We start from the raw sequence: 23,891 nt of genomic DNA, 5'->3' as shown, positions 1-23,891 counted from the left end.
ACAAAATATGCGTCGGCGCCATTTCTTCAGTCGGCGCGACGAGAATTGTAAATATGGATCTTATCTACCGAAAACATCTGGCCGAAAAAGTTCGACTTGAGGAATCGAGAGCCTCGAAGGGATCGGACCGTCACGACAACGCGGAATGTTTCGCCATCACTGTCGTACGCGCGCCGCCATGAGACGGATCGGCAACAAAAAATTCAGCGGCGGCGCGGGAACTTCCCCGACCGGCACGGGAGCCGGCACGGCGGCCCGCCCAGACCGCGCCGTACTTCGGGCGGGTCGTTCTTCGGGCGGGTCGTTCGTCAGAACATCCCGTTCTCGTGCGCCGACGTTTCGGGCAGGATCTGGAGCACGTCCCAGTGTTCGACGATGCGGCCGGAGGCATCGAGGCGGAAGATGTCCATGGCGGCGTAATCGTGGTCGCCCGGCCAGTGCTGGAGGCAATGCAGCACGACGAAATCGCCCTCCGCGAGAGCGCGCTTCACCGTGACCCGCTTGCCCGGCCACGCCCGCGCCATGCGCGCGAAATACGCGATGAAGCCGTCCTTGCCGGTGGCCACGTGCGGGTTGTGCTGGATGTACACGTCGCCGGCATAGCGCGCGATGGCCTCGCGCGGCCGGCCTTCGTTGAACATCAGCTCGTAGAAGGCGATCACCGTGGCCTTGTTTCGCGAAAGGTCCGTCATGCTGTCCCCCGATCGGGTAGGCCGGCCCATGCCGGGCAACGGCCGGTGGAAGCGGTCGTGCGTGGCCGTCCGAGACGAACCTAAGGGCAATGGACCACAACGGCACAGCGGAGCGGTGTTCGGCGTCGGCTCGGCATGGTCCGACCGCCCCTCCCCGCCGCATGCCGGGACAGTCTCGGCGGATCGCGACCGCCGAGGCTGTCCCGTCGGCGCACCGGGCGGATCGGAGGTGCTTTCCACGCCATCGCCACCGAGCCGGCGCGGGACCCGGACGCGACGGCAATCGGGGATGGTCTCCACGCGCCGCCCGTCGATGTTCCTCGCCGTCGCACCATCGCGTGCGTCCCGGTCGGCGGCACACGGACGGACGCGCCCGCGCCGGTGCCGTGATCGAGCGTGAACCGGTCGCCGTAGTGCCGGCCCCGCCACCGCCGCGGGCGCGCCCGCTCGGAGGAGCGGCTCGTTTCGAGCGCCCCTGGACGCCCCCCCGATCGCGCAAACGGGTCTTACAAAACGCCGCATGGAGCGAAAACGGGGAAACTTGGCGGCCTGCCGAGGCGCTGTCACAGCATGTGGTATCTCTATGGTCTGACGGTCCTCGCCGGTCTCGCGAATGCGATCCAACCCGGCCAGAACGCAACTCTCTCGAAGTCGCTGGCCATGCCGGTCACGGCCGCGCTCATCATCCTCTTCGTGAGCACGGGGACGATGCTCGTGGGCGGCCTTGCCCTCGGCAAACTGGAAATTCCGTCCGGGCAGCAACTCGCCCAGGTCCCGTGGTGGGGATGGTTGGGCGGCTGCCTCAGCGTCCTCCTGATCCTGGCCCAGCTCTACGCATCCCCGGCCATCGGGGCCGCCTCGTTCCTCGGCATCATCGTCACCGTGGGCGTCGTCGCCTCGCTGGTGCTCGACCATTACGGCTGGGTCGGCTTCGAGGTTCATCCGGCGAGCCTATGGCGCGTCCTCGGGGCTCTGATCATGGTCGTGGGCGTCGCCATCGTGGCGATGTTCTAGGACGCTCGGTCGAGCGATCATGCGGCGACATCGCGGCACGCCTCGGCGGGACCCATCTACGCGGCGCCGGCCTGATGGAACCGCCCCCGGCCGAAGGTTGGGGCGACGCGTGCGCAGATCAGGAACACGACCGCGACGCCGAGGGCGACGATCGTCGGGGCCGTCACCGCGGCGAGCGCGCCGGCCAGCGCCGACCCGACGACGTCGCCGAAGTTCAGGGCCGCCATGTAGACCTGGAACTGCGTCGCCGACGCCTGTCCGGTGCGGCTCGCCAGCAGGACGGTCGGCAGCAGGGCGACGTAGAGCAGGGCCGGCACCACGCTCGCCAGCCCGAGGATGACCGGACCCGCCGCAGCCTCCAATCCGGCCACGATCAGCAATCCAGCGATCCCGAACGCTCCCGCGCAGGCGACGAGGAGGGCACGGAGGGCACGGTGCGGCCCGAAGCGGTCGACGGCGGTGCCGAGGCCCGCCGCGCCGAGGGTCCCGCCGAGGAGAGCCAGTCCCGCCTGAAGGCGCGAGAGATCGACCGCGTTCCAGCCGTGGACCTGCACGAGCGCGACGGCGAAGGGCACCTGGAACACCGCGAGACCGAGATCGATCGCGAAGCACATCGCCAGGAGGGTCGCCGCGTCGCGCGTCCGGAACGCAGTCAGGAGCCGACGCGCGAAGGCGACCGCCTCGGACGCCCGACCCCGGTCCGGCGCCCGCGATGGGGGTCCGCGGCGAAGGGAGAGAAGCCGGTCGGTCGGCGCCTCGCGCACGAGAACGGACACCAGGGCGAGCGGAGTCGTCAGGGCGAGGAGCATGCCGGCCGCTGCGGGCAAGCCGTTCGCGGCGAGCAGCCAGGCGAAGATCGCAGCCCCCGCCGCACCGCCGGTGACGAAGCCCGCCCGCGTCGCGGCGCTGGTGCGTCCCAGTTCGCCGGTCGGTACGCTGCCGGCGATCATGCGGTCCGTTGCCGTATCGGCGAGGGAGGCCGCGAGGCTGTGGAGGAACAGCACGGCGCTGACGGCCGTCAAGCTCGGGGCCGCGCCGAGCAGGAGAAGGCCCGCGAGAGCCACCTGCGCGCAGGCCAGAGACAGGACGAGCCAGAAGCGGCGAGGCCCCATCCGGGCGGGGGTCGCGCGATCGATCACCGGCCCCCAGAGCAGCGGCTGCAGCACCCAGGGCAGGCCGACGATCGCAAGGTGCCGGCCGACCTCCGCCGTGGAGGCACCGGCCGTGGCGAAGTGGTTGACCAGGGCCATCAGCGCGAAGCCCGCGACGACGCCTTGGTAGAGGTAGAGGAGCGTGAAGAGGCTCAACCGCCAGCCCAACGACGTGAGGCTCGGTGGCCATCGGCGCATCGGTTCGATCCTCGGTCACCGCCCCATGGTATCGCCGGCCCCCGAGTCCGACGCAACCAGCGTCGCCCCCCAAGACGTCGCCCCCCAAGACGTGGCACCCCAAGACGTGGCACCCCAAGACGTCGCCCGAAAGACGTCGCCCGCATGATCGAGAGGAGCGACATCCGGCGCGCCGATCCACCGTCGGAGCCGCCTCGCGACATTCGAGGACGCGGCCGGACGTCGAGGGACGGATCCGGCTGTCGTCGTCGGGGAAGTATCCTGGTTCCGTGTCCGGCCCCGTCCGGGACCGTCGGGAATGCACGGGATCGCCGTGGCCCGGTGCTCAGGCCGGGACCGGTGTGCGCAGGGGAGCGTAAGTGGCGCGGTAGCTGCGCGGCCCGATCACGGGGAGCAAGAGGCTTCTGGCCCAATTCGGCATCCGTGCGGTGCGGGACAGGCGATCGGTCATGGCCTGGACATGAGCCACGCGGGGCCGGCGCAGGGCTTCGTAGTCCGGACCGACCGTGCCCCAGTCCGCCCTCCCGGCGAGCAGTGAGCTCAGCACGAGGGCATCCTCGAGAGCCATGGCGGCGCCCTGGGCCCAGACCGGCGCCGTCGCGTGCGCGGCATCCCCGACCAGCACCACCCGGTCCCGGGTCCAGGTCGGAATGCGGACCTCTTCGAGGGGCGAGTGATGGAGCGCGCCCGGCTCGGACGAAACCAACGCGAGGGTGTCGCGGACGAGGCGCGGGAACGACGCGAAGGCCGTCCGGAAGGCGGCCAGATCCCGCCCCCGTCCGGCGGCCGCGCCCAACGAGACCCACCCGTAGACCTCACCGTGGTCGACGGGGATGAGCAGGAACAATCCGTCCGATCCCGCCCACAGCGTCCAGGCGTCGAGGCCTGGGTTCGGTGCCATGAAGCGCCAGCTCGCCGGGGCCAACATCGCCGCGCCGAGCACGGAATCACCGAACGTCTCGCGTCGAACCCGCGAGTGGACGCCGTCGGCGCCGACGAGGAATCCGCCGGTCTCGACCATCCCCTCCCGGGTCTCGATCGCGACGCCCTTCGGCACCTGCCGGACGGTGTGAATCCCGGATCCGTGCCGGAGATCGGCCGGGGGAAGGTCGCGGGTCAGGAGGCGCAGCAGGTCGGCGCGACGCAGGCAATGCGGGCATGCCTCTTCCCCCCAGAACGCCGTCTCGTCGATGGCGAAGAGGAGGCGCCCGCTCCCGGTGCGGTATTCGCGCCGGCGGACGGGCGAGCCGACCCTGCGCAGGGCGTCGCTCAGGCCGAGCTGCCGCAGGGCTTGGACCGCGTTTCCCGGCAGATTGATGGCGAGGCCCGCATCGGCCGGCGTCCGTCGTCGCTCCAGGGTCAGCGAGGGAAGGCCGCGTCGCTGCAGCGCTCGCCGCATGGCAAGGCCGGCGATGCCGCCCCCGGCGATGAGCACCCGGCGTGTTGCGCTGTCGTCCATGCCGTCTCGCCTCGTTGCCCGGATCGTCGTCAAGAGCGCGGCGCCGTCGCGCGCAGGGCCATGCTGGAGAAGACGCCATCCCGGCGGATCAGCCCATGCATCAGGGCGGCGCCGAGATGAGCGAGGATGAGGCCGAACAGGGCGTAGGCCAGCACCGAGTGGACCGGACGCAGCCAGGCATAGATCGCGGGATCGCGCGGCAGGATCGGCGGGAGCACCACCGAGCCGCCGAGCCCGATGGGATAGCCGGCCGCCGACAGCATCGCCCAGCCGATCAGCGGCAGCCCGAGCATCAGGCCGTAGAGCAGGCGGTGCGAGGCGTGTGCCGCCTGCCGCTGCCAGCCCGGAAGGTCTGGCGGCAATGCCGGCGGCGGATGGCGCCAGCGGTTGACGAGGCGCAGCACCGCGAGGATCAGGATGCCGATGCCGAGGGGGCGGTGCAGCGCCACGAGCGCGTCATAGTGCGCGAGGGAGGTCACCATCGCCACGCCGATGAACAGCATGGCCAGGATCATGCCGGCCATGGTCCAGTGCAGCAGCCGGGCCGGCCGGTTGAAGTGCGTGGTGTTGCTCATAATCCGGCTCCTGCAACGGGGGCATCGTGGACGGCGCTCGGCGACTTCGGTTCACCGGCGCGGCGCGTGAAGGACTGCGCGTACGCCGCCGAGCGGGCGCCGAGCAGCGGGTCGTCCCCGCCTTCGATGCCGGCGGGCAGAACCAGGGGATCGAAATTGACGTCGCGGCAATTGCCGTCCGCCTCGGCCTCCGTCTCCGAAACGATCACCGTCCCGGCATCGAGGCTCGGTCTCTCGGATGGCCAGGCCCGCGTCGCATCCGCCGTGGGGTCGCCAGGCTCGCCGAGCGTGACGACGAGGTGCCAGCGCACGGGCGCGCGACGGACCGCGGACGCGAAACCGTCGAACAGAAAGTTCTCGTCCGCGCGGCCCCCCTGGGCCGGGCTCTCCGCCGTTGCGGCGTGCTCCGGCACGAACGCCCAGCGCACCGGCGTCTGCCTGCCGTCCCTGGCGACGAACCGGAACGCGTTCAGGCCCCGGAAGGTGTCGTCGGCGAACCCGGCGGTGAGGGTCCGCGCCTTGATCAGGGCCGCCGCCTTCACGCTGTCGGGGTTCGCGGCGAAGAAGGCTGCGAGCGCCTCGGGATCGGGCTTGCCCGTGGCCGGATCGGGTTTGGCGGCGAGGAGCTGGGCGTAGAACGCCTCCGGGGTCCGCACCGGGAAGACCGGGATGTCGTTGTTGCCGGTGCGCCATTCCTCGCCGTCTGGGAGGTGGAAGCGGAGCGCGAGGCTGCGCACCGTGGTGGCCGCATCGGCGGCGTAGGGCCGCCCGCCCGCGAGGGCGATGCGCCCGGTGACCGGGGTGATCTGGCCCGGGGCGAACAGCGACGCCTTCGACAGGCGCTCGCCCCGGCCGCTGCTCTCGAAGCGGCCGGCGAGGCAGAGCCCCTTGGCGTGGTTACGCCGGAACCCCGGATGCGGTCCGTTGACCCGCTCGAAGCGGTCGAGGATCCGCGCCGGGGTCAGGTCATGCGGCGAGAGCCAGCCGCCGGCATACGCGAAGGCCCCGGCGGTGCCGGCGACCAGAGCCGCGATGGCGCCGAGCCGCAGGATGACGGCGCGCGGTCTCATCGCCGGACCGGCGCCGGCGAGGTCGTCGAGGAGGGACATGGCGGGCCTTCAGATGGCTTTGGGGCTGGTGGCGCGGCGGATCGCGTCGGCGAGCGGGTGCAGGACGGCCGGGTCGGCCGCTCCCACCAGGCTGTAGCCGAGCCCGTCCTGGGCCCAGGCGTAGCCGTTCGACGTCCCGGAGGTGTGCGGCTGCATCGGTGCGTCCCCGGGCACGGACATGGGCCGCATGAGCATCACGAAGCGGGCGCCGTGCCCGTCGTCGTACATCAGGAGGCCGGCGGGCCCCTGCTGCGTCGCGACGAGGCGCCCGCCCATGAGGCGATAGCCGGCGCCGCTCAGGTCCGGCACGCCGACCGTTCGCTTCAGCCGGGCCGAGAACCAGCCGGCGAGTTCGTTCCGGTCGGCGGCAGCGAGTTCGACGGGCCGGGTGTGATCGGGGGCATAGACCGCGTAGTTCATGCTCGCCGCCTGGGCCAGCGCCGCGATGCCGGTCGGCACCGGCGAGACCACGTCGCGCAGTCCCCAGCCTGCGGCCCCGCCGAGAAGAAGAAGCAGCCCGGCCGCCATCGCCTGCCAGACTGGACGTTGCGGGCGACGGCGTGCCTCGACGATCCGCGTCAGGTTCAGCCGCGCCGGAACCGGCTCGGCGGCGATGGGGGCGAAGGCGGCCCGCATCGCGTCGCCCATGTCGACGAGGCGGTCGACGCGCGCCCGCGCTTCGGGATGGTCGGCGAGATACGCTTCGACCTCGCGCCTCCGGGCGGTATCGAGCCGTTCGTCCACGAAGCCCTGGAGGTCGTCTTCGCCGATCGGACGCATGGTCATTTCACCCTCCGCAGGAGCGGGCGCTTGGCCGGAACGGCCGCCTCGGCACCGTCCATCGACTGGATCATCCGGTCCCGGGCCCGGGACAGGCGGGACATCACGGTCCCGGTCGGGATGGCGAGGATCTCGGCGGTCTCGGAATAGGACAGACCCTCCACCGTCACGAGCAGCAGGACGCTGCGCTGCTCCTCCGGCAGGGCGTCGAGCGCGCACATCAGGTCGCGGTGGCGCAGGGCGCTCTCCTGCGTCGGCGCCACCGCCAGGGTGGCCTCCGCCATGTCCTCGATCGGCATGTGGGCACCGCGGCGGGCACGCTGGCGCATCTGCGTCACCGCCAGGTTGTGGAGGATGGCGAAGAGCCAGGTCCGCGCGTCTCCGCCCGCCTGACGCTGGTGCCAGCGGCCGACGGCGCGCTCCAGGCAGTCCTGCACGAGGTCGTCGGCATCGGCGGGATTGCGCAGGAGGGCGCGGGCGTAGCGGCGCAGGGCCGGGATCAGCGGCGCGATGAGGCGCATCATGTCCGTCATGTCCGATCTCCTGGCATGGCCGGGGCTCCTCCGTGTGCAGGCCGACCGGTGCGAGCCTGATCCGCGGCCGATGACAGCCGACGACAGAGGCATGGACGCCGCCGGTCCGGGATTATTCCACGCTCGCACCAAACTTTCTCACGCGCGCACCGGACACCGAGTCTCTGGGGGACGGCGCTCAAGACGAGAACCGAATTCTTCGACGGCATGGGGAATAAGCGGCCGAAGACGTCGTCTGTCCGGCATCCCTGCTCGGCGCCGTTCGATCGGGCGGGAAACACCGGAGATCCGACATGACGATGCTCAAGACCGTCTCTGCCGTCGCTTTCGCGTCCGCCTGCACTCTCGCTGCTCTGACCGGGGTCTCCCAGGCCCGAACCGTCACGCATTCGCTGGAGAGCCCGGCGATCACCGGCTCGATCCGGCCGCAGGCTCGGTCCGCGGACTGGCTCGGCGGCCCGGACCTCGACAGCGGCAACGCCCGGAACCCGGCCCTGCCGGGCTATGCCCAGGGGCGGGGCGAGGAGACCGGGGGGCCAGCCCGTGAGCTGATCCCGAACTAGCTCGGCACGCCCCGAGCGCGCAAACGCCCGCGCTCGGGAGTTCTCGGCGACATCGAGCCCACCGGCAGGGCACAGGCACGATGGCCTGGCCGCGTGAACGGCATGCCATCCGGTTCGTGAAACCTCCGTCGTCGAGACCGCCGCGGTGGAGTTCGACGTGCGGATGACAGCCGGGCCGAGCGCCCCTTGCCGCGAACGGCAGCGCGGAGGGTTGTCGCTGCTGGCCTCGAGACCCCCGTGCGCTCGGGCGATTGCGACGCGACGTGGGCGAAGGTCGGAGCGCCGACGATCCGGCCCGGGTTTCCGGCCTCGGACCACTCGCGCTCGGATGCCGGTTCGTGCAGTTTCCCGGAAGCCCTCTGCCGGCGCTCCGCCGCGGCGGATCCGATAGGCCGCGCAGTCGCATCCCGACGGAAGGAGGCCCCCATGCCCGAGTCCAAGCAGACGATGGGAGCCGCGGGAGAACCCGATCACGACGCGCTGCTCCGCGCGAACCTGGAGCGTGTCTTCAACGAGCGCGACCCGCTCCGCCGGGCCTCGGCGCTGACCGACCTCTTCGTGGAGGAGCCGGTCATGTACGAACCGACGGGCGTCGTTCGGGGACGCGCGGCCATCGCGACCGTGGCGGGCAAGCTCCTGGATCAGTTCGGTCCGACGTTCCGGTTCACGCCCACCCGCAAGGCCGTCGGCCATCACGGTTTGGGTTCGCTGCAATGGCAGGCAGGTCCGGAAGGCGGGCCCGTCCTCGTGACCGGAGCGGATGTTGCCGAGATCGTGGATGGTCGGATCGCGCGCCTTTGGGTGCTCCTCGATCCACCCGCGGTTTGAGGTCGTCATGCGGGACTGGCGCGATCCGGATGTCGCGACCGCCGGGACCTCGCCCCTCGGACCGATGCGCGGGACGGGGCAGCGAGCGGCATAGGGGCGGCGACAGTCGAGGTCCCGGATGAGCGCAACGCTGCGGACCTCCGCGGCCCGGGCGAACGGCGGCCGTTTTCATACGGCCCGCCGCGAGTGGACCGGCCGCCGGTGCCCCGCCTTTGCGAGCGAGCGTTCAGCGCCGCCTGCCGATAGGCGCGGTGGCGGAGCCACAGCCCGGAAGCGATGCTGCCGAGCGGCACCGGTATGAGGCAGCACCATATGAGGATGGGCCAGACGATCACGCCCCCCGGCGATACTCCGGAAGGCGGGAGCGCACGTCTGCCGCCCATGAACGAAGCTCTCCCGGTGCAGGGCGCGCCGCCCGGCTCCGTTCAGGCGGACCGCGCGTCGGCGTCCGCCCGCAGGGACAGGATCGCGTCGGCGAGGCCGTCGACCTGCGCCGCGTCGTGCGCGGCCGAGAACGCCACCCGCAGGCGGGCGGTGCCGGCCGGCACCGTCGGTGGGCGGATGGCGACGACGAGGTAGCCGCGCGCCTCCAGGGCCGCCGAGAGGGCCAGGGCCGCCGGGGCCTCGCCGACGTGGATCGGCACGATGGGACTCTGGGCCTCCGGCAACCCGAGGCGGGCGGTGAAGCGGCGCGCGAGGGCGAGGGGCCGGGCGGCCCGCGCGGGCTCGGTCTCCACGATGTCGAGGGCGGCCAGCGCCGCCGCGACGGAGGCCGGGGGCAGGCCGGTGGTGTAGACGAAGCTGCGGGCCCGGCTCGTGAGGAGGTCGACGACGGCGCGCGAGGCGCAGACATAGCCGCCGTAGGAGCCGAGCGTCTTCGACAGGGTGCCCATTTCGAGGGGCGCGCGGGCGCCCGCCTCGACCACCCCGAGGCCGTGGGCGTCGTCGACCAGGGTCCAAGCGTCGTACGCGGCCGCGAGAGCCAGGATCTCGGGGAGCGGCGCCCGGTCGCCGTCCATGCTGAACACCCGCTCGGTGAGCACCAGCACCCGCCCGTGCCGGGCGCGGCGCGCCGCCAGGATCGCGCGCAGGTGGGCGACGTCGTTGTGGCGGAACCGCAGCAGCGTCGCGCCGGAGAGCTGCGCCCCGGCGAACAGGCAGGAATGCCCGAGGGCATCGACGAGGACGAGGTCGCCCGCCCCCGCCAGGGCCGGCACGATCCCCAGATTGGCGAGGTAGCCGCTGCCGAAGACCAGGGCCGCCGCCTTGCCCTTGTGGGCGGCAAGGCGCGCTTCGAGGGCGGCGAGCGGCGGGTGGTTGCCGGTGACGAGGCGCGAGGCCCCCGCCCCGGCGCCGTGGCGCGCGAGCGCCGCCTGCCCCGCCGCGATCACCCGGGGATCCTGGCTGAGGCCGAGATAGTCGTTGCACGAGAACGATACGAGGCGGCGCCCGTCCCGCTCCGCCCCGGCCTCCGGCGCCCGCGCCGTCGCGACGAGGCGCCGGCGCAGGGCCTTGGCGTCGAGCTCGGCGAGGCCGGCCTCCGCGAAGGCGTCGAGGCTGGACGGGTCCGGGCCGGGTGTCTGGGGGCGCAACATGGGGGCTGATGGCACCCCCGGCCCACGCCTTGTCAAGGCCGCACCGGCCCAAGCCTTGTCAAGGCGGCCCCGGCCGCGGGCGCCTCAGGTCCGTCCCGAAGTCTGGTCCCAAGCCCCACTCCAAGTGCCGCCCTCGCCCTGCGGCCGGGACGGCGCCCGCTGCGGAACCCGAACCCGCGAAAGGGCGCAACCCCGGGCGGCCGGGGCCGCGGCCGAACGGGCCGGGACTCGCCGGGCCGACGCGTCCGTGAAACCCCACCCGCACGGGATCGGCGCCGTCGCGGGTGATCCGATCGAGGCGGACCGCCAGGGCGTCGAGCATGGCGTAGCGACGGCGATACATCGCGCGCTTGTTGGCCGGGATCGCGCCCGCGGGCCGCCGCGCATCGGCCAGGGGCAGGGCGTAGAAGCCATCCGGCCGCAGCGCCCCGCCGCGTCCGTGCCAGAGCGCATCGTAGCTCAGATGGGCCGCCGTCGAATCCGACCGGCGCGCGAAGTAGGCGCTGCGGCGATGATGGATCGCGTCCGAGACCGCGAGAAGGCGCGTCACGCCGAGGCCGCGACAGAACACCCGGAACAGGTCGATGGTGAAGTCGGTCGGCCGCAGGCCTTCGGCCTGCTTCGTGAAGCGGCGGTAGCGGTCGAGCACGCCCGCCTCGCTGCGCCCCTGCAGGCCGCCGACATAGGCCGTGAGACCGTCGCCGTCGAAGGACAGGCAGTAGGATAGCGAGATCAGCCGGTCCGCGCCGTCCCACAGGCTGAAGGTGGCCTGCCCGTCGCGCAGGAGCCAGTGCGGCTGGTCGAGGACGATGCGATGGGCGGAATCGATCTCAGGCAGGTCGAGCAGGTCGACGAAGGCGTCGAGGGGCGTATCGAGCAGGGGGCCGAGCCGCTCGACCGCCGCGCAATGCCCGGCGATGCGGGTCAGGCGTTCGGCCGCGCTCCAGCGGGCGCAGAGGTAGGGCGTGGCGACCATGCCCCAGACCTCCGGGCGGCCCCTCAGGAGCCGGCCCAGGGCGCTGTTCGGCCGGGCTTCGCGCAGCGGCCGCAGGGCGACGGGATGCCGGAGGAGGCCGGACACCGCCAGGGCGATGCCCCGGGGGGAACTCGCGAGCAGGCGTTCCCAGAAGGGGTGACGCAGGACGAGCGTCATGGGCGATCTCTCCGGTGAGGTCGGGGGAGCGGGGGCCGGGCAAGCGGGCGCGCACCGAACCCCGAGGCACGCCCAACCGTGTACCGGCGACCGGCCCGCTTTAATCCCTATGCCATTCGACGTTTGCCCTAACGCCTTCGGTGGATGGCTCCCCCGGCCGGCCGACGCCCGCATTCTCCGAAAGACGGTGCGGATGACCGGGGATGCTCGCGCCGCGCATCCGCGGCCGCATCGCGGAGAGGACCCGGGGCTCGGGCCGTCAATCCGTCGTGGATTGCGCGCCTCGTTCGGCCTCGGTCGTCCCGGGCACGATGCCCTTGGCCGTCACGTGCCCCACGAAGGCATCGACCCACCCGTCAAAGCAGGCCATGGCCTCGGGCTCGCGAACCATGTCGTCGGCCTGATCGTCGGCGTAGGGCTGGCCGAGGCCGACGGAGGCGTGGCGCCAGAGGTCGTCCGGCACCTCGATCCCGCTGTAGCGGCATTGCCAGACGAGGCCCTGGTAGGCGTTCCGCTCGTCGCCCTGGTACGGCTCTCGGGCCGGGTCGAACCACGCCTTGTGGCGTAGGATGCGCGGACGACGGTAGTCGTCGAGTTCGTTGCCACCTTCGTTGCCGTAGCAGAAGAACCCGGCGGTGCGCCCTTCCAGGTGGTTCCGGGTCAGCTCCTTCCAGAGCGGGCTCTTCTCCAGGGCCTGGGCCTTCAGGGTGCTCTTCTTGTCGATGAGGTCGGGGCGCGGGTTGCCGCCGCTCATGCAGACGAGCCGGTCGAACATCGCCTTGAGGTTGGTCGAGGGCCCGTACCACCAGACAGGGCCGATGATCGCCCAAGCGTCGGCCCGGGCGAGACGCTGGTAGAGCTTCTCGTTCCACATCAGGTCGGGCTGGTGGTCGCTGTCCGGACCGTAGCAGTTGCAGGGCCAGACGCAGAGCGCCATTGAGGAGCCGACGCAGCCGTTGCAGCCCTGGATCTTCGGCTTGCCGTGCGCGTTGCCGATGTCGACATGGTCGACCTGCCAGCGGGGCGGCAGGCGCCCGAGCATCCGGTGCATGAGGAAGCGGGCCTTGCCGTCCATGCCGGGGCATCCGTCGAGCCGCCTCGCCGATCCGGCGATCACCAAAACCTGGAGCGGGCGTGTCTCCAGCGGCAAGGTCTCTGCTTCGGCTACCAGGTTTCCCAAGATCGTCCGCCTCCGGATCGCAGACTTCATTCGGCCCAGACCCGCACCGCACTCCCGCGCGATCAGGTTATCGGACGTTCGTCATATCGGCGCGGTACCCGAGCGTCCCTTGACCGCCACCCCGTGCTGAAGAATGCTGCGGCTTCCCGTTTCGGGTGCACGAAGATTGCGATGCCGCGTTATTTCTTCGACCTCAAAGGCTGCCATCACGAGCGCGACGACGAGGGCGTGATCTGCGCCGATCTTCAGAGCGCCGTGCGCGAGGCCAAGAAGCTGCTGCCCGTCATCGCACTGGACGAAGTTCCGGCCGACGGAGAGCACCATGCGGTCACGGTTCTCGTCTCGGACGAGGACGGACACGTGGTCTATTCGGGCGTGCTGTCCTTCGTCGGAAACTGGCTCATCCGCTAAGCAGGTCTTCGACGCAAGACCGGTGACCACTTTCGCGAAACCTGCCGCGGGTCCGGCCCCTTCCCTGGGCCGTGGCGTCGGGATCAGACGTCCTCGGCACTGGCGAGTTGCCGTTCGATCCAGTCCTGCGCCACGTCGAGATCGGCGAAGGTGGGCGGGTTCGCATGCTCGACGCGACCGAAACCGGCCTCCAGGAACCACCGGCCCGCCTGATCGCCACGCTGCGCGCACAGCTGCACCAGGATCGCGACGAGGAAACCGTCGTCGAAGACGAGGCGGCTCTCGCTGTCGGAACTCCCCGTCGCAACCTGCACGGGCTGGAAGAGGAGACTCATGCGGCGGCACGACCGTCCAGGTGCAGGTACGCGGACCGGAACTCCGCAAGCTGCTTCAACCGATCGAAGTTCAGGATCTTCAGGGACCGACCCCTCATTTCGATGAGGCCGCGCCGGCGGAGTTCCTGCAAGCTGCGATTGGCGTGAACGATCGTGATGCCGGCGGTGTCGGCCAGCTCCGACTGCGTAATCGGCAGACCGTAACTTTCGTCATGGACGAACCCGACCACTTTCATGCGTAGGTAGAGCTCGCAGAACAGGTGCGCCAGCCGCTCCAGGGCGGACCGGCGGCCGACGTTCAACAGCCATTCGCGCAGGGTCGCCTCGTCCACGAGGGTCGTCATGCGCATCGCCCGCGCGAGTTGCGGATGGTTGCGCATCAGCTCGGCGATGAGGTCCGGCGCGATATGAACCACCCGGCACCCGGACAGGGTGCTGATGGTGTGATCCATCGCGCTCAAGAGCGCCGCGTCCAGGTCGCAGAAATCTCCCGGGAGCAGGTAGGCCAGAATCTGGCGCGCCCCGTCCCTGCGCTGTTTGTAGCGGCAGGCCATGCCGTCCATGATCAGGAATACGCCCCTGGGGGTATCGCCTTCCCGGATCAGGTCCGTCCGCGGTCCGACGATGCGCGGAGCGGCGCTGATCCGTTCCAGGATCGCCCGGTCCGCCTCCGAGAGCGCGACGAAGCCCTCGAGCTTGCGCACGAGGGGATTGCCCCTTGTCTCCGCCGGCCGGGCGAACCCGACGGGCAGGGCCTCGATCCGCGCCGACGGAGGCGGCAGGAACGCCAACTCGTCCAGGAGGGCGATCAGATCCTCCGGGAACGCCGGCTTGCAGATCCAGGGCACGCCCTGAAAGCCGATGGCCTGGGGCTCGTTCGGCAGCAGGCTCGAGTGGACGAGGCAGGGAATGCCACGGTGGCGCAACTCCTGCCCGAGGGCGGTGCAGACGCCGTCCTTGAGTTCGACGTCCACGACGGCGAGGACGGGACTTTCGCGCTCCAGGGCATCCAAGGCGTCGAGGGCCGTCGCGTAGGGACCGATCACACGGTAGCCCGCCTGCACCAAAGCGTCGCCGAGGTCCACGCCGACCAGGGCGTTGGCTTCGGCAAGCAGCACGAGGGGCTGCTGGGCGGTGAGATGCATTCAAGGCTCCAGAATTTGTGGCACTTGACCGCCACGGGCGCGGGCAAGGCTGGATGCCCCAGCTATAGGCAGCTTTTATGCCGCACGAAAGTCTACTCTCACGTCCGGTGCGCTATCGAACCTCCACAATATCTAGGACTAACCTAGATTTATCCGTCAATAACCTATGTCAATTCGTTTTTATTCTCCAAAATCCGTATTGTCACTTGTCGGAGACGATCCTATCTTCTTCCCATCGTCCGCATACGGATCAGAGCGTGGGCGCTTGGGAGACAGCGCGCGCTCTTGCTCCGAGGTGGAGACGAGGGCTCATGACTCACGGTCGACACTGCGATGCCCACAATCGCCTGCTGAAGGTCATGCCGCCCGAGGATTTCGCCCGCCTCCGACCGCACCTGGAGCCGGTGGATCTCCTGACGGGACAGATCCTGCTCGCTCCGAACGCGCGGACCGAACACATCCATTTCATCGAGACCGGCATCGCGTCCATCACCGCCGAGGGGGCCAACGGCCGGGTCGAAGTCGGGATCATCGGGCGGGAGGGTGCGGTGGGCATCACCCCGGTGCTGCTCGGCTCCGATCGGATCCCGCACAACCACTTCATCCAGATGCCGGGCAGTGCCCTGCAAATCCGAACCGATGCCCTCACCGCCGCGGTGGAGGAGAGCCCGACACTGCGCAAGCTGCTCCTGCGCTACGTTCTGACCGAGATGATCCAGGTGCGGCAGACGGCCTTCATCAACGCCACCCACGAGATCGAAGCGCGCCTCGCGCGCTGGCTGCTGATGTGCCACGACCGGGTGGACGGCGACGAGATCCTACTCAAGCACGATTTCCTGTCGATGATGCTCGGCGTGCGACGCTCGGGCGTGACCCTGGCGATGCAGCAGCTCGAAGGGGCCGGCCGCATCCGAGCCAGACGCGGGCGCATCACCGTGGTGAACCGCGAACTCCTGGAGGAGATGGCGGATGGCGGCTATGGCACGCCCGAGGCCGAGTATGCCCGCCTGATCGAGGGGGCCTGAGATGCCGCGCTACTTCTTCCACCTCCGGTACGGGCGCGGGACCGAAAAACTGGCCGTCGACCCCGAGGGCGATGAGCTCGCCGACGACGAGGCGGCACGCCGGCACGCCCTGCAATGCGCCCGCGACCTGGTCGCCGGGTCCCCCTCCTTCGCGGTGCGCGATTGGTTTGCCTGCTCGTTCGAGATCGAGGACGAGCGGGCGCGGCGGGTTCTGATGGTGCCGTTCGGCGACATCGTCCCGGAGGAGGACGACGAGGACCGGACGGGCTGACCCCGCGCGCTCGGCGTCGGTGCCGGCAGTCGGTGCCAGGACATGACCTGTATCAGCCACATGAGTGGATCCCCCATGAAGACCAAGCGGCTGAACGACTCCGCGATTCCCCGGGACCGGGCACCGGACAGTACGCTGTCGCTTCTCTCCGAAGGCTATGCCTTCATCCCGAACCGTTGCCGACGGTACGGATCGGATGTGTTCGCGGCCCGGCTCATGCTGAGTCCCGTGATCTGCATGTCCGGCCGGGAGGCGGCGTCGCACTTCTACGACGGCGATCGCTTCACCCGACGACACGCGCTGCCGCCGACCACCTTCGCGCTGATCCAGGACAATGGGAGCGTCATGGTCCTCGACGGCGACGCCCATCGCCACCGCAAGGAGATGTTCCTGTCGCTCGTCGGGCCGGACGCCCTCCGGCGCTTCTCCGACCTGCTTGCCGAGCATTGGCGCCGCGCCGTGCTGCGCTGGGCGACGATGGACAGCGTGGTGCTCCTCGACGAGGCGCACCGCGTCATCACGGCCACGGTGTGCGCTTGGGTGGGCCTCGCCCTGCCCCCGGACGAGATCGAGGCACGGGCGGCCGAGTTCGCCGCCATGGTCGCCGGCACGGGGGCGATCGGACCGCGCAACTGGCGGGGGCATCTCCTTCGCGCCCGCACCGAGCGCTGGGCCCGGCGCATGATCGAAGACATCCGGAGCGGTCGCCGCGACGTGCCCCCGGGCGCTGCCCGGACCGTCGCGACCCACCGCGACGCCGATGGGCGTCGTCTCGACGTCAGGACGGCCGGCGTCGAACTCATCAACCTGCTGCGCCCGACGGTCGCGAACGCGCGCTACGTGGTGTTCGCCGCCCTGGCGCTCCACGAGAACCCGCACTGGGTCGCGGCACTCGCCGACGCGGACGCGGGCACGCGCCAGCGTTTCGCCTGGGAAGTGCGGCGCGCCTTTCCGTTCATCCCGTTCATCGGCGGGCGGGTCCGCGAGCCCTTCGCCTGGCGAGACCATGCGTTCGAAGTCGGCGACTGGGCTCTCATGGACCTCTACGGCACCAATCACGACCCGAGCCGATGGCCGACGCCGGAACGCTTCGATCCGGACCGTTTCGGCACCGAAGCCCTCGATCCGTTCGACCTGATCTCCCATGGCGGCGGCGCGGCGGTGGACGGACACCGATGCCCCGGCGAGGGCATCACCCAGACCCTGCTGATCACGGCGGCCGGCCTGCTGGCGACGTCGATGCGCTACGAGGTCCCGCCCCAGGATCTCGGGATCGACCTCGCCGACATTCCGGCGCGCCCGAGGAGCGGCTTCGTCCTGCGCGCCGTACGCCCCGTCTGAGGCGCCGGCGCACCCCCGGTCCCGACAGGTACACCCGGTCCCGACAGATCCGCCGGTGGACCGTCGGAGGGCCGGTGCCGCCGGAGCCGTGCCGGCAGCGTCGTGGCAGGATCGGGCGCGAACGCACCGCCTTGACCCGAGCGCGTCCGGCTTCCATCGAAGCCGCATGAGCGAACCCCGGCGCGACCACCTCTGGCGGCCCTACACGCAGATGAAGACGGCGGTGCCGCCCCTGGAGGCGGTGCGAACCCATGGGACCCGCATCGTGCTCGCCGACGGGCGCGAACTCGTGGACGGCATCGCCTCGTGGTGGACCGCGGCGCACGGCTACAACCATCCCCACATCCGCGCCGCCGTCGCCGCCCAGCTGGAGGCGATGCCGCACGTGATGTTCGGCGGCCTCACCCACGCGCCGGCCGAACGCCTCGCCGCCCGCCTCGCCGCCCTGCTGCCGGGCGACCTCGACCACGTGTTCTTCACCGATTCCGGGTCGGTGGCCGTCGAGGTCGCCCTGAAGATGGCCGCCCAGATGTGGCTCAACCGGGGGGTGGAGGGGCGCACCCGCTTCCTCGCCTTCCGGGGCGGCTACCACGGCGACACGATGGGGGCGATGTCGGTCTGCGACCCCGAAGACGGCATGCACCGGCGCTTCGGCGCCTACCTGCCGGAGCAGATCTTCTGTGACCTCCCGACCGATGCCGAACGGATCGCGGCCCTTGATGCCTGCCTCGCTCGACACCGCGAAACCCTCGCGGCGGTGATCGTCGAGCCCCTGGTCCAGGGCGCCGGCGGCATGCGGATGCACGCCCCCGACGTGCTGGCCGAGGTGGCGCGCCTCGCTCGGGCCCACGGCCTGCCCCTCATCGTCGACGAGATCTTCACCGGCTTCGCCCGCACCGGCACCCTGTTCGCCTGCGAGCAGGCCGGCCTCGTGCCCGACATCCTGTGCCTGTCGAAGGCGCTCACCGGCGGCACCCTGCCGCTCGCCGCCACGGTGGCGACGGGCGCGGTGTTCGAGGCCTTCCTCTCCGACGACCCCGCCGCCGCCCTCATGCACGGGCCGACCTTCATGGCGAACCCCCTCGCCTGCGCGGCCGCCAACGCCAGCCTCGACCTGTTCGAGACCGAACCCCGCCTCGCCCAGGTCCGGACCATCGGGGCGCGCCTGGCGGCGGGCCTCGCCCCCTTGCGCGGCCGACCCGGCCTCGCCGACGTCCGGGTACTCGGGGCCATCGGGGCGGTGCAGTGGACGCAGGTGCCGGACCTCGCCGACCTGAAGCGGCGCCTCCTCGCGCGCGGCGTCTGGGTCCGCCCGTTCGGCGACATCGTCTACCTCACCCCGGCTCTCACCATCGATTCGACCGACCTCGACCGGCTCGTCGAGGCGGTCGTCGCGGTGGTGTGCGACGTGACACGGACCTGAGCGCTGCAACTCCCGGCGCGCTTTCTCGTTGGACCAGGGTCGGGAGCGGCGCACGACCCCGTGGAACGTTACGGGCCGCATCCCATGGAACGGGCGGAGGGTGCATCGTGGTGGATGAGACAACGGGCCCAGGCGACGATCGGCCGGTGATCCTTCTGGTCGAGGACGAGGCGCTGACCATCATGGACCTCGGCGACGTCCTGGAGAACGGTGGCTACGAGACGGTGCAATGCGCCTCCGCCGAGCGGGCGCTCGGCATCCTCAAGGCCCGGCCCGACATCTGCGGCCTGGTCACCGACGTGGAATTGTCGGGCAAAACCAACGGGTTCGAGCTTGCCAACGCGGTCGCGGCAGCGCGTCCGCAACTGCCCATCGTCATTGTCTCGGGACGGGCCGCGCCGGACCCCGAGCGGATGCCGCCGGGCGCCCGCTTCATCGCCCGCCCGTGCACCGGCGAAGACATCCTCAGTCAGCTCAAGGGGTTACTCCCCTGCTGAGCCGGCTGCCCCCGAGACGGTTCCGCCACCAACTCAGGGTGTCGTCGAGGCCGGTCTCCAGGGTGAAGCGCGGCCGGAACCCGACCTCTCCGGAAAGGCGCGCAACGGCGGCTTCGATCGCGGCCGGCTCGGACGGACCCAGCGTCCGGGCCCCGTAACGCACAAGATCGAACCGGCCGGTGCGTGTGGCCAGACCATCGAGAAGGGTCCGCACCGGGACCGCTTCCCCCGAGCCGATATTGACGGCCCCCGTCACCGGACCGTCGAGGAGCGCGGCCAAAGCGCTCGCCGCATCAACGACATGCAGGAAATCACGGCGCTGGTGGCCCGGCGAGGTGGGGAACTCTGCACCCGTCAGGAGGGCGTGGGCGGCGTCGGAGACGAGGCGGCCGCGCCGCTCGCCGGGACCGTAGAGGTAGAACAGGCGCCCCCACGCGAAGGACAGACCGACGCTCTCGGCGTAGGCCGCGAGTATTCTCCGGGTCCCATCCTTGGCGGCCCCGTAGAGGGTCGCGGGGCGGCAAGGGCTCGTCGCCTCGTCGAAGCGGGGATCGCCCCAGGTGTACTCGGCGCAGGTGCCGACGCCGACGAAGCGACGCCCGCCAATGTCGTGAAAGCTTCGGGCGAGGTCGAGGCTGGCTGAGACCCAGTCGAGGTTGCTCGGCGACGTCCAGTATCGACCGGGTTCGGCGTCCCAGGCCAGATGCAGGAGGTGGCTCGGCGCCACGTCGGCGAGGAGGGCCCGCCGCTCGGCCGCGTCGAGCAGGTCGGCCGCATGAACCACGGCCCCCGGAATGGGACTGCGCGCCACGGCGTGGACCTCGAACCCGCGCGCCGCCAGGGCCGGCAGCGCGTGCCGCCCGACGAAGCCGGACGCGCCGGTGACGAGGACCTTCACGCGCTCCAGTCCGGATAGGCGAGATCGCGCTCGGCGATCACCGTGACGGGCTCGGGCCAGGTCACGTCGAGGGCCGGGTCGTTCCAGCGCAGGCCTCTGGCGCTTCCGGCGACGTAGGCGCGGTCGATCATGTAGAGCACCTCGGCCGCGTCGGTCAGGGCCTGGAAACCGTGGGCGAAGCCGGCCGGGATGTAGAGGGCGCAACGGTTGCCCGCCGTCAAATCGGCGGCGAAGCTCTTGAGATAGCTCGGAGAATCCTGCCGCAGATCGACGATGACATCGCGGATGGCGCCCCCCGTGCAGCGCACGAGCTTGGTCTCGGCGTGGGGCGGAACCGAGAAGTGCATCCCCCGGACGGTGCCGCGCCGGGCGTTGAACGACACGCTCGACTGCGCGAAGCCCCCCACGAGACCCCGGGCGGCGAACTCGTCCGTGCAGGTGGTGCGGGCGAAGAACCCGCGATCGTCGGCGATGGGTTCGGGCCACACGCGGTAGGCCCCGGGCAGCGGCGTTTCCTCGAACCGCATGGCGTCAGGTCACGGTCAGGTGCGGGATCGCCGTGACGAAGCGGCCGCCCCAATCGCGGATGGCGGCCATCTCGCGGGCGATCTCGTCCTTGAGGTTCCAGGGCAAGATCAGGACGTAGTCCGGCCGTAGCGCCAGCAGGTCTTCCGGCGAGACCACGGGAATCCGGCTGCCGGGCAGCAGGGTGCCCTGCTTGTGCGGGGACCGGTCGGCCACCGCTGCCACGAGTTCGGGGCCGATGCCGCAGTAGTTGAGGAAGGTGTTGCCCTTGGCCGCCGCCCCGTAGGCGCAGACCTTCGCGCCCTTCACGCGCAGATCCGCCAGGAATGTGAGCGTCGCGCATTTGATCGCCACCACGTCCTCCGCGAAGGCCGCGTAGCCATCCGGCGCGAACAGGCCCCCGTCGCGCTCGGCCGCCCGCACCCGGTCCACTGCCGGGCTCGTGGGGTGGCCGGCCCCGGCATGGCAGAAGAACACCCTGAGGGAGCCGCCATGGGTCGGCAGTTCCTCGACGTCGAACACCCGCAGGCCGTGTCGCTCCAGGATGCCCGAGACGACGCCGAGGGAGAGGTACGAAAAGTGCTCGTGGTAGATGGTGTCGAACTGGCGCTCCTCGATCATCCGCAGGAGGTGCGGGAACTCGAAGGTGCCGGCGCCCTCCGCTTTCAGCAGGATGCGGAACCCCTCCACGAAATCGTGGATATCGGGCACGTGGGCGAGAACGTTGTTGGCCGCCGTGAGATCGGCGGAATGACCCTGCGCCACGAGGCGCCGGGCGGTCTCGGCGCCGAAGAACGCGACCTCGGTCGGCACGCCGCGCGAGACGGCGACCTTGGCGACATTGGCCGCCGGCTCGACGCCGAGCGCTGGGATGCCGCGCGCGACGGCGTATTGCAGGAGGTAGCCGTCGTTGCTCGCCACCTCCACGACCTTGCTGTCGGGTCCGAGGCCGAAGCGCGCCTGCATGCGAGCGACATAGGCCTCGGCATGCGCCAGCCAGCCCGCGGAAAAGCCCGAGAAGTAGGCGTAATCCGAGAAAATCGCCTCCGGCGTCTCGAACGCTTCGAGCTGCACGAGGAAGCAGACGTCGCACACGAAGGCGTGGAGCGGGTGGAACATCTCGCCCCTTCCGGCACGGTCTGCCGGCACGTAGGCGTTGGCCAGCGGCGACAGGCCGAGATCGGCCACGGTGCGGGAGAGAGGCGCGCCGCAGGCGCGGCAGGCGGGTCGGGTCACGGTGCTCACGCTCCCAGGGTCTCGTAGGCGCCGATCTGCGCCAGGGTGAGGTCGAGGGCCGAAGCCCCCTGCGCCTGGGCCCGGTGCCAGGCCGTGGTCCAGGCGAGCGCCGCGTCGAGGCGCAGGCGCCGGTCCCATCCGAGATAGGCGCGTGCCTTGGAGGCATCGACCTTGAGGAAGGTCGCCTCGTGCGGGTGGGTCTTCTCCGAGAGATGCCACGCGGCGCCCTCGCCCCATTCCCGCGCCAGGGTCTCGACGATGGACGACACAGGGCGGCAATCCTCGTCGGCCGGGCCGAAATTCCAGGCCTCGGCGACGGCCGCGCCGTCTTGCGCGCACAGGGCTTCGGCGAGGCGCAGGTAGCCGCTCAGGGGTTCGAGGACGTGCTGCCACGGCCGGGTGGCGTGGGGCGCGCGGATCTCGACGGAGCGGCCTTCCAGGAAGGCCTGCACGATGTCGGGGATCAGCCGGTCCTCGGACCAGTCGCCGCCGCCGATGACGTTGCCGGCCCGGGCCGTCGCCACGTGGCACGCGCGTTCGGCGAGGAACGAGGCGCGGTAGGCGCTCGTGACCAGCTCGGCGCAGGCCTTGGAGCTGCTGTAGGGGTCGTGGCCGCCGAGCGCCTCGGTCTCGCGGTAGCCATAGGGCCATTCGCGGTTGGCGTAGGCCTTGTCGCTCGTCACCACCACCACGGCGCGCACGGACGGAGTGGTGCGCACGGCCTCCAGCACGTGGGCGGTGCCCATCACGTTGGTGGCGTAGGTGGCGAGGGGATCGCGGTAGGACGGACGCACCAGCGCCTGGGCGGCCATGTGGATCACGATCTCGGGGCGCGTGGCCGCGAGGGCGTCGCGCACGGTGTCGGCGGACCGGATGTCGCCGAGCCGGGAATCCATCCGCCCGGAGAGGCCCGCGAGGTCGAACAGGTTCGGGCTCGTCTCGGGCGGCAGGGCGAGGCCGCTCACCCGCGCGCCGAGGCGCTCGAGCCACAGGCTCAGCCACGCGCCCTTGAAGCCCGTGTGCCCGGTGACGAGCACCGAGCGTCCGGCCCAGAAGGCGGGGTCGGGGTTGCGGGCGCCCGCGTTCGGCGGCGTATGGATAGGAGTCTGCAAGCCGTCGTGTCTCCGGATCGCGCCTCCCTACACCGGGACGGCGCCGGTGTCAGTTCGCGCCTACCAGCACTTCCACGGCGCGTGGCCCCCGGCCCAGAGGGCCTCGAGGTGGTTCTTGTCGCGCAGGGTGTCCATCGCCTGCCAGAAGCCCGTGTGGACATAGGCCGAGAGTTGCCCGTCATGGGCGAGGCGCTCCAGGGGCTCTGCCTCCCAGACGGTGGAATCACCGGCGATGTGATCGAGGACGCGCGGCGACAGCACGAAGAAGCCGCCGTTGATGGTCGCCCCGTCGCCCGCCGGCTTTTCGCGAAAACTCCGAACCACACCATCGTCGAGTTCGAGGGCGCCGAAGCGGCCCGGTGGCGTCACCGCCGTGAGGGTGGCCAGACGCCCATGGGACTTGTGGAAGGCGGCGAGCGCCGTGAGGTCGACATCGGCGACGCCGTCGCCGTAGGTCATGAAGAAGTCGTCGTCGCCCAGATACTCGCGCACCCGCTTGAGGCGCCCGCCCGTCATGGTGGTCTCGCCAGTCTCGATGAGGGAGACGCGCCAGTCCTCGGCGGCGCTGCGGTGGAAATCGACATGGCCCGCCCCGACGTCGATGGTGACGTCGGAGAGATGCAGGCGGTAGTTCAGGAAGAACTCCTTGATGACGTAGCCCTTGTAGCCGAGGCAGATCACGAACTCGCGCACGCCGTGGGCGGCGAAGATCTGCATGATGTGCCACAGGATCGGGCGTCCGCCGATCTCCAGCATGGGTTTGGGCCGCGTCACGGTCTCTTCCGACAGACGCGTCCCGAGACCGCCCGCGAGGATCACTGCCTTCATGGTTTCCCGCGTCC

The 23,891-nt window shown here is 70.7% G+C and carries 26 protein-coding genes; 9 read left to right on the top strand and 17 right to left on the bottom strand.

Annotation, left to right across the window (positions count from 1 at the left end; translation table 11 throughout):
- Positions 1-308: 308 nt before the first annotated feature.
- Positions 309-692, bottom strand: coding sequence for a nuclear transport factor 2 family protein (locus tag ASF52_RS21645; RefSeq protein WP_056176849.1), 384 nt, complete (start codon positions 690-692; stop codon positions 309-311).
- 570 nt (positions 693-1,262) lie between these two features.
- Here ASF52_RS21645 and ASF52_RS21640 point away from each other — a divergent pair.
- Positions 1,263-1,706 (top strand): DMT family transporter, encoded by a 444-nt coding sequence (locus ASF52_RS21640; protein ID WP_056176846.1) that lies wholly within the window; start codon positions 1,263-1,265, stop codon positions 1,704-1,706.
- Between the two features lie 56 nt (positions 1,707-1,762).
- Here ASF52_RS21640 and ASF52_RS21635 read toward each other — a convergent pair whose 3' ends face one another.
- The 6 genes from ASF52_RS21635 to ASF52_RS21610 form a co-directional block, all read right to left on the bottom strand.
- Positions 1,763-3,055 (bottom strand): MFS transporter, encoded by a 1,293-nt coding sequence (locus tag ASF52_RS21635; RefSeq protein WP_082515432.1) that lies wholly within the window; start codon positions 3,053-3,055, stop codon positions 1,763-1,765.
- 325 nt (positions 3,056-3,380) lie between these two features.
- Positions 3,381-4,514, bottom strand: coding sequence for an FAD-dependent monooxygenase (locus tag ASF52_RS21630; RefSeq protein WP_056176840.1), 1,134 nt, complete (start codon positions 4,512-4,514; stop codon positions 3,381-3,383).
- A gap of 29 nt (positions 4,515-4,543) precedes the next feature.
- Positions 4,544-5,089 (bottom strand): cytochrome b, encoded by a 546-nt coding sequence (locus ASF52_RS21625; protein ID WP_056176837.1) that lies wholly within the window; start codon positions 5,087-5,089, stop codon positions 4,544-4,546.
- Positions 5,086-6,198 (bottom strand): catalase family peroxidase, encoded by a 1,113-nt coding sequence (locus tag ASF52_RS21620; protein WP_056176834.1) that lies wholly within the window; start codon positions 6,196-6,198, stop codon positions 5,086-5,088. Before ASF52_RS21620 ends, ASF52_RS21625 begins: the two co-directional genes overlap by 4 nt.
- A 9-nt stretch (positions 6,199-6,207) precedes the next feature.
- Positions 6,208-6,984, bottom strand: coding sequence for an anti-sigma factor family protein (locus tag ASF52_RS21615; protein ID WP_056176831.1), 777 nt, complete (start codon positions 6,982-6,984; stop codon positions 6,208-6,210).
- A complete protein-coding gene (locus tag ASF52_RS21610) occupies positions 6,981-7,511 on the bottom strand; it encodes a sigma-70 family RNA polymerase sigma factor (protein WP_056176827.1) in 531 nt (176 codons plus the stop codon). Before ASF52_RS21610 ends, ASF52_RS21615 begins: the two co-directional genes overlap by 4 nt.
- 293 nt (positions 7,512-7,804) lie before the next feature.
- Between ASF52_RS21610 and ASF52_RS21605 the strand changes: the two genes are divergently transcribed.
- Positions 7,805-8,074 carry a hypothetical protein gene (locus tag ASF52_RS21605; RefSeq protein WP_443136712.1) on the top strand — a complete coding sequence of 90 codons (270 nt, stop codon included), beginning with the start codon at positions 7,805-7,807 and terminating at the stop codon, positions 8,072-8,074.
- Positions 8,075-8,500: 426 nt separating this feature from the next.
- On the top strand, positions 8,501-8,902 hold the full coding sequence (locus ASF52_RS21600) for a nuclear transport factor 2 family protein (protein WP_056176824.1): 402 nt from the start codon (positions 8,501-8,503) through the stop codon (positions 8,900-8,902).
- 425 nt (positions 8,903-9,327) lie between these two features.
- On the opposite strand, the gene ASF52_RS21595 is transcribed toward ASF52_RS21600, so the two are convergent.
- From ASF52_RS21595 to ASF52_RS21585, 3 genes are all read right to left on the bottom strand, one after another.
- A complete protein-coding gene (locus ASF52_RS21595; RefSeq protein ID WP_056176822.1) occupies positions 9,328-10,497 on the bottom strand; it encodes an aminotransferase class I/II-fold pyridoxal phosphate-dependent enzyme in 1,170 nt (389 codons plus the stop codon).
- A 58-nt stretch (positions 10,498-10,555) separates the two neighbouring features.
- A complete protein-coding gene (locus ASF52_RS21590; protein WP_056176818.1) occupies positions 10,556-11,650 on the bottom strand; it encodes a DUF535 family protein in 1,095 nt (364 codons plus the stop codon).
- A 259-nt stretch (positions 11,651-11,909) separates the two neighbouring features.
- Positions 11,910-12,860, bottom strand: a complete 951-nt coding sequence (locus ASF52_RS21585; protein ID WP_056176816.1) for an NAD(P)H-dependent oxidoreductase — start codon at positions 12,858-12,860, stop codon at positions 11,910-11,912.
- Positions 12,861-13,001: 141 nt separating this feature from the next.
- Between ASF52_RS21585 and ASF52_RS21580 the strand changes: the two genes are divergently transcribed.
- A complete protein-coding gene (locus tag ASF52_RS21580; RefSeq protein WP_056176813.1) occupies positions 13,002-13,241 on the top strand; it encodes a DUF6894 family protein in 240 nt (79 codons plus the stop codon).
- An 83-nt stretch (positions 13,242-13,324) separates the two neighbouring features.
- On the opposite strand, the gene ASF52_RS21575 is transcribed toward ASF52_RS21580, so the two are convergent.
- Both ASF52_RS21575 and ASF52_RS21570 read right to left on the bottom strand, forming a co-directional pair.
- On the bottom strand, positions 13,325-13,576 hold the full coding sequence (locus ASF52_RS21575; protein ID WP_056176810.1) for a hypothetical protein: 252 nt from the start codon (positions 13,574-13,576) through the stop codon (positions 13,325-13,327).
- The gene (locus tag ASF52_RS21570) at positions 13,573-14,721 is read right to left on the bottom strand and encodes a helix-turn-helix domain-containing protein (RefSeq protein ID WP_056176808.1); all 1,149 of its coding nucleotides are present in this window, start codon (positions 14,719-14,721) and stop codon (positions 13,573-13,575) included. Before ASF52_RS21570 ends, ASF52_RS21575 begins: the two co-directional genes overlap by 4 nt.
- A 311-nt stretch (positions 14,722-15,032) precedes the next feature.
- On the opposite strand from ASF52_RS21570, the gene ASF52_RS21565 reads away from it, so the two are divergent.
- The 5 genes from ASF52_RS21565 to ASF52_RS21545 all read left to right on the top strand — a co-directional run bounded on the left by ASF52_RS21565 (position 15,033) and on the right by ASF52_RS21545 (position 19,278).
- Positions 15,033-15,746: a Crp/Fnr family transcriptional regulator gene (locus tag ASF52_RS21565; RefSeq protein ID WP_056176805.1), complete on the top strand. Its 714-nt coding sequence runs from the start codon at positions 15,033-15,035 to the stop codon at positions 15,744-15,746.
- 1 nt (position 15,747) lies between these two features.
- A complete protein-coding gene (locus ASF52_RS21560) occupies positions 15,748-16,017 on the top strand; it encodes a DUF6894 family protein (protein WP_056176802.1) in 270 nt (89 codons plus the stop codon).
- Between the two features lie 75 nt (positions 16,018-16,092).
- Positions 16,093-17,358, top strand: coding sequence for a cytochrome P450 (locus ASF52_RS21555; RefSeq protein ID WP_056176799.1), 1,266 nt, complete (start codon positions 16,093-16,095; stop codon positions 17,356-17,358).
- Positions 17,359-17,524: 166 nt separating this feature from the next.
- Positions 17,525-18,781 (top strand): adenosylmethionine--8-amino-7-oxononanoate transaminase, encoded by a 1,257-nt coding sequence (locus ASF52_RS21550; protein ID WP_056176797.1) that lies wholly within the window; start codon positions 17,525-17,527, stop codon positions 18,779-18,781.
- A 107-nt stretch (positions 18,782-18,888) separates the two neighbouring features.
- Positions 18,889-19,278 (top strand): response regulator, encoded by a 390-nt coding sequence (locus ASF52_RS21545; protein WP_443136711.1) that lies wholly within the window; start codon positions 18,889-18,891, stop codon positions 19,276-19,278.
- Here the strand turns inward: ASF52_RS21545 and ASF52_RS21540 are convergent.
- The 5 genes from ASF52_RS21540 to rfbF are packed head-to-tail and all read right to left on the bottom strand — an operon-like array spanning position 19,256 to position 23,877.
- Positions 19,256-20,176, bottom strand: a complete 921-nt coding sequence (locus ASF52_RS21540; RefSeq protein WP_056176794.1) for an NAD-dependent epimerase/dehydratase family protein — start codon at positions 20,174-20,176, stop codon at positions 19,256-19,258. The genes ASF52_RS21545 and ASF52_RS21540 overlap by 23 nt on opposite strands.
- On the bottom strand, positions 20,173-20,703 hold the full coding sequence (locus ASF52_RS21535) for a dTDP-4-dehydrorhamnose 3,5-epimerase family protein (protein WP_056176791.1): 531 nt from the start codon (positions 20,701-20,703) through the stop codon (positions 20,173-20,175). Before ASF52_RS21535 ends, ASF52_RS21540 begins: the two co-directional genes overlap by 4 nt.
- A gap of 4 nt (positions 20,704-20,707) precedes the next feature.
- Positions 20,708-21,937, bottom strand: coding sequence for a class I SAM-dependent methyltransferase (locus ASF52_RS21530; RefSeq protein ID WP_056177013.1), 1,230 nt, complete (start codon positions 21,935-21,937; stop codon positions 20,708-20,710).
- 5 nt (positions 21,938-21,942) lie between these two features.
- Positions 21,943-23,049 carry a CDP-glucose 4,6-dehydratase gene (gene rfbG / locus ASF52_RS21525; protein ID WP_244473896.1) on the bottom strand — a complete coding sequence of 369 codons (1,107 nt, stop codon included), beginning with the start codon at positions 23,047-23,049 and terminating at the stop codon, positions 21,943-21,945.
- A 60-nt stretch (positions 23,050-23,109) separates the two neighbouring features.
- A complete protein-coding gene (rfbF, locus tag ASF52_RS21520) occupies positions 23,110-23,877 on the bottom strand; it encodes a glucose-1-phosphate cytidylyltransferase (protein WP_056176789.1) in 768 nt (255 codons plus the stop codon).
- Between the last annotated feature and the right edge of the window lie 14 nt (positions 23,878-23,891).

Origin of the sequence: Methylobacterium sp. Leaf112 (assembly GCF_001423295.1) — a bacterium.
In the GTDB taxonomy this organism is placed as follows: domain Bacteria; phylum Pseudomonadota; class Alphaproteobacteria; order Rhizobiales; family Beijerinckiaceae; genus Methylobacterium.
This window is presented reverse-complemented; position numbering and strand designations above follow the sequence as displayed.